General features: G+C 64.2%; 6 protein-coding genes. 2 read left to right on the top strand and 4 right to left on the bottom strand.

The window, feature by feature from the left end:
* Nucleotides 1-111: 111 nt before the first annotated feature.
* From AC2CJA_RS24135 to AC2CJA_RS24120, 4 genes are all read right to left on the bottom strand, one after another.
* Nucleotides 112-588 (bottom strand): GNAT family N-acetyltransferase, encoded by a 477-nt coding sequence (locus AC2CJA_RS24135; RefSeq protein ID WP_484604793.1) that lies wholly within the window; start codon nucleotides 586-588, stop codon nucleotides 112-114.
* 22 nt (nucleotides 589-610) lie between these two features.
* The gene (locus AC2CJA_RS24130; RefSeq protein WP_484604792.1) at nucleotides 611-1693 is read right to left on the bottom strand and encodes an amidinotransferase; all 1083 of its coding nucleotides are present in this window, start codon (nucleotides 1691-1693) and stop codon (nucleotides 611-613) included.
* The gene (locus AC2CJA_RS24125; protein ID WP_484604791.1) at nucleotides 1690-2334 is read right to left on the bottom strand and encodes a carbamoyltransferase C-terminal domain-containing protein; all 645 of its coding nucleotides are present in this window, start codon (nucleotides 2332-2334) and stop codon (nucleotides 1690-1692) included. The genes AC2CJA_RS24130 and AC2CJA_RS24125 overlap by 4 nt, the downstream gene beginning before the upstream one ends.
* Before the next feature lie 434 nt (nucleotides 2335-2768).
* Nucleotides 2769-2936, bottom strand: a complete 168-nt coding sequence (locus tag AC2CJA_RS24120) for a hypothetical protein (RefSeq protein WP_484604790.1) — start codon at nucleotides 2934-2936, stop codon at nucleotides 2769-2771.
* Between the two features lie 623 nt (nucleotides 2937-3559).
* Here AC2CJA_RS24120 and AC2CJA_RS24115 point away from each other — a divergent pair.
* Both AC2CJA_RS24115 and AC2CJA_RS24110 read left to right on the top strand, forming a co-directional pair.
* Nucleotides 3560-3823 carry a hypothetical protein gene (locus tag AC2CJA_RS24115; protein ID WP_484604789.1) on the top strand — a complete coding sequence of 88 codons (264 nt, stop codon included), beginning with the start codon at nucleotides 3560-3562 and terminating at the stop codon, nucleotides 3821-3823.
* A gap of 154 nt (nucleotides 3824-3977) precedes the next feature.
* Entirely contained in the window at nucleotides 3978-4778 is an 801-nt protein-coding gene (locus AC2CJA_RS24110; RefSeq protein ID WP_484604788.1) for a hypothetical protein, read from the top strand.
* The last annotated feature ends 211 nt before the right edge of the window (nucleotides 4779-4989 follow it).

Below are 4989 nucleotides of genomic sequence, written 5' to 3'. Positions count from 1 at the left end.
CCGCGGCCACCGCACGATCTTCGTTTGTCCACACACCAACCGATGATCACGCGGTGGCCGTACCCGTTTCCAGCCGGGTCCGCAGCAAGATCGCAAAGTCAGACTGGAGTATTAGCTGAGACGAAAGATAAGCTCCTTGACGTCCTCGCCCCTGGCGTTGGAGTACGTCTCCTCCTCATCCAGGAGAACGAAACCATTGCTTTCCAGCACTCGCCGGGAGGCGGTGTTGTCAAAGGCGGCCCGGCCGTAGAGCGGCCGGACAGTCACCTCCTGGAGAAGGGCGGAGAGGGCCTTTCCGGCGATGCCGCGCCCCCAGTGCTCCCGCGCGATCCAGTAGGTGACGTCGAAGTCGCCGTCCATCTCGAACACAACGGCATGGCCGACGATCTCGCCACCGACGAGGATGGTCTTCTTGACGAACCGCTCGTTGCCGAGGATCTTCGTCCATTTCTTCTCGAAGGCCTCACGGTCCGACGGGTCTTTCGCGGTGAAGGCGGCCATGCGAAGCGACTCCACATCGAGTTGATGTTCGAAGAACACCGGGACATCGCTTTTCTCCGTGTCCCGGAGAGTTACCTCGTCGGCCATGCAATCACCATCCACTGATTCGTCAGAAGTAGGACTTCAAGGTGCCCCGACGACGCACGTCAAGCGTGGCGCAGTGGAAGGATCCGCCAAAGCTGTTAAAGTTCCGGAAATCACACGGAATGGGTGTCATACCCCAGTCCTTCATTGCCTTGATCATTGGCTCGTCCTGGCGCTCGACCACGACTCGCTGCTCGTCGAGCATGAGGACGTTCATGTTAATCCACTTGCTGATCATGTACAACGGGTGACCGTCGGGAATGACCGGTTTTGGTGCCACCATGACGTCCCAGCCCTTGAAGATATTCGGCACCTCGGGCACGCGGTCCGGGTGGATCAGCAGCTTGCCGGGCGCGAGCGGCATCAGGCTCGCGTCGATGTGCATGGGGTGGTCGTCGTGCAGGTCGAGGACATGGACCCGGTACTCGTCGCCCAGGTGGCGCTGCACCCACTCGATGCCCATCATATTGGTCACGTGGCTGCGCTGGGCGAAGATGTCGCGGCCGCAGCGGATGAAGTCCGCGGCGTCGAAGGTCGGCTCGAACTCGGTGATGACCGACCGGAAGGGCTCGCCGTCCGGTTGATCGGTCCAGTCCTGTTCGTAGAGCTCCTCCGGAAGTTCCGGCTTCGGCGCCGCGCTCCACCGCGCACCGGCCCTGAAGTACTCCTTGAGCAGCTTCCGGAAGGAGGAGGTGGCGTAGTAGCGCGACCGCCAGGCCATCGGGCACTCCAGTATCTGGTTCCCGAAGACCAGCAGGACGTCGCGCGGCATCGCGTCGTACAGACCGGTGCTGGTCCACCCCGGTGCCCCGAACTCCGCGGACTGGTCCTGGGGTTCGGGCCGGCGCACCCGTACACCCTCGGCCTCCAGGATGGCCGCCAGGCCGTCGAGCTCGGCGCGGGCCGCGTCGATCCGCTCCTTCGGGAAAGGCCGTCCGGCGTTGGCGTGGAACACGGCGCGCTGCTCGTGGGAGAGGGGCGCGTCCTGCGCGATGTGCCGGGGCGGGAAGTAGGAGCCGTCGACTACGCCGACGATCACCTCTTCCAGCGGGTCCCACTCGTTGTGTGCATTGACGGGGCAGTCGTCGGCACTCGTCAGATCACTCACGATGCGTTCCTTCGGTTGGTGTAGAGGATTCCGTCCGACCAGACGTACGGGGTCCGGCCCCATTCCATGGCCGACTCCACGCTGGAGAAGAGTCCGTGGCCGGAGAGGTTGGCGCTGGTGTTGCACAGCACCGGGATTCCGCTGAGCTTCGCGTACTCGTGGAGGATCACCCCGGCCCGCGAACCCCGCGCGGCCGGATCGATCGTCTGCAGGCGGGCCGAACCGTCCAGGTGGACCACAGCCGGGATCTTCTCCGCCCAACCGGAGCGCAGCTTGTGGTCGAAGATCATGTACGGGTCGGTGTTGCCCGGGGCGAACACCTCGGCGGCGTGGGACTCCAGGCACATCGGCGCCACCGGTCGGTAGTTCGCGCGCCCCTTGATCTCGTTGAGGCGGTCCTTCATACGCGGCGACGTGGCCGGGGCCATGATGCTCCGGTTGCCCAGCGCCCGCGGTCCGAGTTCGGCGCGGCCGTCCAGGACCACGACGGGTTCGCCCTCTTGGTGCAGCAGTGCGGCGAGCCCGCGCTCGTCGCACTCCCTGGCAGTCCAGCCCTCCACCGCACCACCGGGTGTGAGCCGCGGGCCTCTGTAGACGTCCCACTCCAGCGCCGCGTTCCCGGTCTCCCGGAGGGCCGTCAATACAAAAGGGTCCGCATCCCAGGGAATCGGGGTGCGGACCCTCAGCCGCAGTCCGGGATCCGCGTGCTCAACATCGGTGCGGAGCTGGGAGAGGACAGCGAGTGAGCAGTCTCCCGGACCTTCGCTTCCTGCTCTCGATCAACAGCGAGAACGCGTGGAGCGATCTGCTCGCCACCCTCATGAATGCCGACCAGGCGATCACCCGCTCAGTACTCGGGATCGAGGCTATTGGCCCGCTCCAGGTTCGTTGGGAGGACTCGAAGTCGCGGGGCCGGAGGGCATCGGATCGACCCGACCTGGTGTTGGAGGCGAGCGGTCAGGTTGTCGCTGTCGTCGAAGTGAAGCTGCTTACTGGCCTCGGAATTGAACAGCTGGAGCGGTACTACAAATACGTCGCCGAGGAGGACCGAGACGACTGCCAGTTCGCGGCGATCTCACTTCAACGCATCCACCTCGCCCCCCCATGCCCAGAACTGGCAGAACCTCACCTGGGAGGAGCTCATCGCTCCCTTCGCCTTGCCCCTGGTGCCGTGGGCCGCGACGACCGCCACAGCCTGGACGAGCCACATCGATTCCCAGGCACCGGAGGTGGATGGCGACACCGTCTGGAATCAGATCGACGGTATCGACCTGTACCTCGCCCTCCGGCTTCGTGCTGCCGCCCTCAACCACACTCAAGGACAACCACACTCAAGGAAGCCGTCAGGGTGCCCAGTAGGGTGGCCGTGATCGGCTCCCGGATGGCGCAGCACGCGACTCAGCCGCGAGGGAGACTGTGATCGCGTTGATCAACGGAGAATCTGATAGCGGCGATGCAGAGGTGGACGGATAGATGACGGGCGACTTTGGACCCGACCGCTTACGGCAGCTCTTCGGGGACCCGAACGAGGACGGGGTCTACCTTGTAGGCGTCGTGGAATTCTCGGACGATGCCAGCGAGGACCAGTGGTCGTACGTCGGGAACACTCAGATGGGGACTCTGGCGTCAGTCGCCAGCAGGCTCGGCTATGAGCGGCGTGATATCACGATTCCGGAGCCTTACCGAGAGCCTGGCCGTGGGGTACTGCCGGACGGAACAGAGCTGGCGGTCACCTCGACCACCGTGCAAGGGAGCGCATCCTGGTATCGGAGTAGCCGGGAGCCAACGCTGGAGGAACGACTCCGGTGGGCAGGGCATCCAGTGCCACCGCCACCTCCGCCCGAGCCGGTGCCGGTCGGTCCCAACATGGAGACTGCAAGGCCTCGGATCGAGGAGCACCAGGGCGAGGTCTTCTACACGAAGACCGGCAAGTCCTTCACCTACCGGACCAACCGCTACACCCTGGTCATCGTCGAGAGCCGGCGCAACGTGCAGTGGCACGAGATCAGGTCAGCGCTGGAGGCATGGCCAATCGCGGGGCCATCGGAGATTCCACGATGCCCCGAACGTTCTGGGCGGTACGTCTACGGGATCGTGTCCGACGAGCGGATCCGGCAAGGAGACTGGTGACAACCTTGGACCTGCGGCTCCATGGCGGCTGATGCGATGCTCGCCGAACCTGCCGAATCGTCGGACGCTACAGCTACGGTTATGGGTGAGGTTCTACTACCGCGCATCCTCGTCGACCGAGCGCCGAGGAAGACCCGAGCACTGACGAGGACGCATGGCCGAGGACCAGGAGTACGACGAGGTCAAAGCAGCTGTTCGCATCCCCAAGGGCGAGCGTCTCGCCGACTCGCGGAAGAGCGAAGGCTGGAGTCGTGGGTTCACTCCCAAGACGAGTGACAAGGGACCGAAGCACGTCGAGATCCGCCTGATAGCCGAAGACGAGTCAGGTTTCACAGACAAGCCCGAGATCGTCTACGTCACCGAGTACGTGGAGGATCAGCGTCCTCAGCTCACTCCCGGCCAACAGGCCGTGGCTGACATCGCGGGCCAGATCATCGATGGTCTCGTAGAAATCGCAAAACCTCTCGTTGCCCACTGGTGGCACACCCAGGCCGTGCCGGTCTTCGTTGCCAAGCGCGAAGCCTTGGTGCTGAAGCGGCAGGCCCGCAGAGCCCAGAAGAAGGCCCTGCGGGCCGAGGTCACGACGACGCCTCCTATTGCTATCCCGGGGGTCGAGGCTGATGTGCCTTCCCAAGATGTGGCCACCACACCCAGCAACCCGAAGGTCACTGTGACGAGCGAGCAGTTCCAGCAGATGTTCATGACTTGGCTCGCTCGTGAGGACGCCCAGCAGGCGCTCTGGAGTCTCATCGTGAATGCCGAGGTTGAGGATGGCGGTGCTGCCGCCCTGGCATGGCAACAGGAACTGAAAGAGCTTTCGCCTGAGCAGCGAACCGAGCGGGTCATGGAGTTCTTCGCTGCCAACGCCTCGATCCTGGAGGACTTCGCTCGTCAGCTCACGAGCAGCATGGCCCTCGGGCTCGGCGAGACGACTCTCAGGCGCGACCGAGTGTAGGGCCGTGCCGTTTTCAGGATGACGCGTCACTAGCCTTGCCTTTTTCATGGGCTTGTTGGGCACGGCTGACGTTGGGGGTATCGAGAACACTTCTCAATCACTAACCTCGAAGTTTCGTGACGGTCCGCCGACGGAGTCGGTGGACCGTTTTCGTGCCGTGGGCTGAGGCTGGGCAGGCCGACGGCCCGGCTGTCGCGTCGGGTGGGCGCCG

Source organism: Streptomyces sp. ATLC9, from assembly GCF_057196705.1.
The sequence above is the reverse complement of the archived record's forward strand: the minus strand, read 5'-3'. Positions and strand labels throughout refer to the sequence as shown.

Bases quoted from the DNA above. Each gene is read 5' to 3' on its own strand.
- AC2CJA_RS24135 (WP_484604793.1), bottom strand. From the start codon at position 588: ATGGCCGACGAGGTAACTCTCCGGGACACGGAGAAAAGCGATGTCCCG.
- AC2CJA_RS24115 (WP_484604789.1), top strand. From the start codon at position 3,560: ATGGAGACTGCAAGGCCTCGGATCGAGGAGCACCAGGGCGAGGTCTTC.
- AC2CJA_RS24110 (WP_484604788.1), top strand. From the start codon at position 3,978: ATGGCCGAGGACCAGGAGTACGACGAGGTCAAAGCAGCTGTTCGCATC.